The organism is Thermococcus sp., from assembly GCF_027008145.1.
Classification (GTDB): domain Archaea; phylum Methanobacteriota_B; class Thermococci; order Thermococcales; family Thermococcaceae; genus Thermococcus.
In genome coordinates, this window is sequence record NZ_JALTCZ010000027.1 from 1 (window position 1) to 3,282 (window position 3,282).

At 53.2% G+C, this 3,282-nt stretch carries 6 protein-coding genes and 1 pseudogene; 6 read left to right on the forward strand and 1 reads right to left on the reverse strand.

The annotated features are described in order from the left end of the window. A pseudogene (locus MVD07_RS01315) lies at positions 1-343 on the reverse strand (nodulation protein NfeD); the annotation flags it as partial. Between the two features lie 80 nt (positions 344-423). Between MVD07_RS01315 and MVD07_RS01320 the strand changes: the two are divergent. The 6 genes from MVD07_RS01320 (at position 424) to MVD07_RS01345 (ending at position 3,244) form a co-directional block, all read left to right on the forward strand. Further along, positions 424-747, forward strand: a complete 324-nt coding sequence (locus tag MVD07_RS01320; RefSeq protein WP_297497581.1) for a hypothetical protein — start codon at positions 424-426, stop codon at positions 745-747. Then, the gene (locus tag MVD07_RS01325; RefSeq protein WP_297497584.1) at positions 708-1,571 is read left to right on the forward strand and encodes a DNA-3-methyladenine glycosylase; all 864 of its coding nucleotides are present in this window, start codon (positions 708-710) and stop codon (positions 1,569-1,571) included. Before MVD07_RS01320 ends, MVD07_RS01325 begins: the two co-directional genes overlap by 40 nt. Positions 1,572-1,584: 13 nt before the next feature. Beyond that, positions 1,585-1,734, forward strand: a complete 150-nt coding sequence (locus MVD07_RS01330; protein ID WP_297497587.1) for a hypothetical protein — start codon at positions 1,585-1,587, stop codon at positions 1,732-1,734. Positions 1,735-1,789: 55 nt separating this feature from the next. Next, entirely contained in the window at positions 1,790-2,113 is a 324-nt protein-coding gene (locus MVD07_RS01335; RefSeq protein WP_297497591.1) for a hypothetical protein, read from the forward strand. A gap of 27 nt (positions 2,114-2,140) precedes the next feature. Then, positions 2,141-2,536: a hypothetical protein gene (locus MVD07_RS01340; protein WP_297497594.1), complete on the forward strand. Its 396-nt coding sequence runs from the start codon at positions 2,141-2,143 to the stop codon at positions 2,534-2,536. A gap of 174 nt (positions 2,537-2,710) precedes the next feature. After that, entirely contained in the window at positions 2,711-3,244 is a 534-nt protein-coding gene (locus MVD07_RS01345) for an adenylate kinase family protein (protein ID WP_297497596.1), read from the forward strand. Positions 3,245-3,282: the final 38 nt, after the last annotated feature.

Here is a 3,282-nt window from a genome sequence, read left to right on the forward strand (position 1 = left end):
CAATAAGATGGGAGCCCATGGCTATGTATGTGCCGGCTGAGGCAGCTATAGCACCCCTAGGATAGACATATATGATGACCGGGACGCTTGAGTTCTGGATTTCAGAGACTATGCGCATCATAGCATCCCCCAGTCCGCCCGGGGTGTTGAGCTCGATTATTAGGGCCTCGGCATTGCCCCTCTCGGCTATGTCTATGTACCTCTGGAACTGATCGGCGGTGTATTCGGTTATCGTGCCCTCCACCTTGGCTACGTAGACGACTTTTTTTGCACCATACACAGCTGGCGCTGAGATGAGGAGTAGCAGGAGGAGGAGCAGGAGGGGCTCTTTTCTCATGGACATCCCATTGTCTAATACTACCAGGGGGTTTAAACCTTTTGCCCACAAAAGGGATATATACAGGGAGTGACAAAAGCCCCAATATGGAGTCCTTGGAACTCGTAAAGAGGCTTAAGGTCTCAAGGGATGAGAAGGAAAAGATAAAGCTCTCCTGGAAGCTGGTTAAACTGGTCGCACGCCACGCAAGGGAAGAGCCCTTTTGGAACTTCGTAAGGGAAAACCTCAAGGTTAAGCCGGAGGCCGTCAAGGAGTCCATGCTCTTCCTTGAGGAGAAGGGGGAGCTGAGGATAAAGCGCTCCGTTGACGGAAGACATCTCTACGTCTCGACCCTAAAGAATATAAGGGATAAACCCGTCAGGCTCGACCGATGGCTGGGGTTGACGTCTGGAAGACGACCCACGAGATGATACGCAACGGCACCTGGAAGTTCGAGGATGGAGTATTCATCCAGGCCCTCCGCCTCCCGGATGGGAGGGTTGTTCAGGCGGGCTATGACGGTGAAAACTTCATAGTCCCCGATGGCCTAGGGAAGGGCGATAAAAAGCTTGTTGAGGAGAAGCTCTCATTCGTCCTCGGCCTCGACACCGACCTGAACTCCTTCTACGGGGAGATAAGTGACTCCCCCTTCGCGTTTCTGGTGGAGGAGTTTGAGGGACTGGCGATGCCGGCCTCGCCGAGCCCTTACCAAGCCCTGATAGAGGTCATAACACAGCAGCAGGTCAGCTTTGACTTCGCCCAGAAAACCATCGCGAACCTCGTAAAGCTTGCAGGGGAGAGAGTTGATGACCTCCACGCATTTCCAACACCCGAGAGGATGGCCTCCCTAAGTCTGGAGGAGCTGAAGACGGCCAAGCTCGGCTACCGTGCCGGCTACATAGAGTCCATTACCCGGCTTTACCTCGAGGGGAAGCTCAATCTCAACCTTTGGGACTGGAAAGCTGAAGAGGCCATAGAGTACCTAACGAAGTTCAGAGGAATAGGGAAGTGGAGTGCCGAGCTGTTCTTGGCCTACGGCCTGAGGAAGAACGTCTATCCCGCTGGAGATTTGGGACTGAGGCGCGGGATAGCAAAGATTTTTGGGAAGAGCGTTAAAGAGGTTAAGGAGAAGGACGTGAGGGAACTCATAGAGCCGTACGGCAGGTGGAAGGGACTTTTGGCTTTTTACGTCCTCTGCTACGACAGGAAGACCGAGGCGGAGAGGAAAGTTAAAATACAAAATCTGCGAAAATAGGATGGGTGATGGAATGCCCATTGACATGAAAACACCCTCCGCGCTGATGGAAATCAGATCCAAAAGGGGTAAAGAGATCCGCCGAGGGATGCTCACCATACTGGAAAGAAGGCTCCCCAAGAGAATGACCAGTGCAGAACTGCTTAGAAGGGAGGGGACATGATTAGAGCATTCACAGACGTTTCTCCATAAACTTGATCACTCTGGAGGGGGTTCCGGTGATAAAAACGAAGCCAGAAGTGGTTCTCTCCCGGGAGAAGTTCAATGCACTCAAGGGTAGAGATATAAACGCCCTCCTCAGAGAAAACCTGCCGAAGGTCGAGGAGACTCTCATGGCCGAAAGGGAGGAGTTCCTCCGGGAGAAGATCGCCAAGTTAGAGGAAAAGCTCCACAAGATGGAGGGGGAAATCGAGGAGCTTAGGGAGTTCTACGAGAAGGCCACAAAGGACAGAAAGTTTATGATGACGGAACGGGAGCGACTTAAGCAGGAGAACGCCGAGCTCAGGGTGGAAGTTGAGAAAAATAAAGTTCACAAATCGTGAACAAACCGTTCATGGAGCGTGAACGAAATGAAGCTCATCATCAAACCCGAGAAGGGTTTTGGAAAGATTAAGGTCGAGCTGGATGGGGAGTTGGTAGGGGAAATCGAGAGGCTGAGCGAGAGATACGGCGTTCCAGCAGAGAAGATAATCGAAATGGCCCTCAAGGGGGAGTTCAGGGAGTCCCACGGGGAGCTTGAAGAGCTGGAGGAAAAGACAGAGAATCTTGAGAAACGGGTCTGGAAGCTTGAGAGGGAGTACTCACCGCTCCGCTTCAAGGCCTACGGACTGAGCGAGGACAATAAGGTTCTTGCAGGGGAACTCACCAGCCTCATCGCCGAGAACAACCAGCTCAGGCGCTTTCTAGGTCTTAAACCTGAGAAAAACCTCGAGCTGAGAAGGCTTATATCCTATTACAGGAAATGAAAGGCAGCGGATGATGAGAGCGAATTGCGCGGATTTGTGAAGAGCAACGCTATCTGACGCCGTCCTGGGCGGGCCGTGACGACTCCAAGACGGGCTGAGCAGGGGCGATGACGTACCCTATGAGCGCCGAGCCCGCCCGGGATGTGAGAAACAAGTTGAAAGGGCGTGATGGACATGATCATAGCCGTAACCGGAACTCCCGGAGTTGGCAAGACGACCGTTTCAAAGCTCCTCGCCGAGAGGTTAAACTATGACTATGTGAACCTCAGGGACTACGCCCTTAAGAATGGTCTCGGGGAAATGAAGGGGGACGAACTGGAGCTGGACGTTGATGAATTAACCGAGACCTTCGCCAGGGAATTTAGGGACAGGAACGTCGTCGCTGACAGCCACCTGGCCCACCACATGCCCGCCGATATCGTGGTCGTCCTGAGGGCCCACCCCAGGCTTATAGGGGAGAGACTGAAAGCGAGGGGCTATTCGAAGGAGAAAGTGGGCGAGAACGTCGAGGCCGAGCTGGTCGACGTCATCCTTGTTGAGGCTATAGATAAGAACGAGAACGTCATCGAGGTTGACACAACTGGAAAAACTCCAGAGGAAGTGGTTGAGGAGATACTAGGCCTCCTCGGGAGAGGAGTTAAGAGAAGGGTCGGAATCGTTGACTGGAGCGGGACCTACGACGAGATAATCCCCTACCTGCGCCTCTGACGCTTCCTCCTCGGGATAAGCCTTACGGGGCTTCCACA

Coding starts and splice junctions, on each gene's coding strand:
- MVD07_RS01320 (WP_297497581.1), top strand. CDS start 424: ATGGAGTCCTTGGAACTCGTAAAGAGGCTTAAGGTCTCAAGGGATGAG.
- MVD07_RS01330 (WP_297497587.1), top strand. CDS start 1,585: ATGCCCATTGACATGAAAACACCCTCCGCGCTGATGGAAATCAGATCC.
- MVD07_RS01345 (WP_297497596.1), top strand. CDS start 2,711: ATGATCATAGCCGTAACCGGAACTCCCGGAGTTGGCAAGACGACCGTT.
- MVD07_RS01325 (WP_297497584.1), top strand. CDS start 708: ATGGCTGGGGTTGACGTCTGGAAGACGACCCACGAGATGATACGCAAC.
- MVD07_RS01340 (WP_297497594.1), top strand. CDS start 2,141: ATGAAGCTCATCATCAAACCCGAGAAGGGTTTTGGAAAGATTAAGGTC.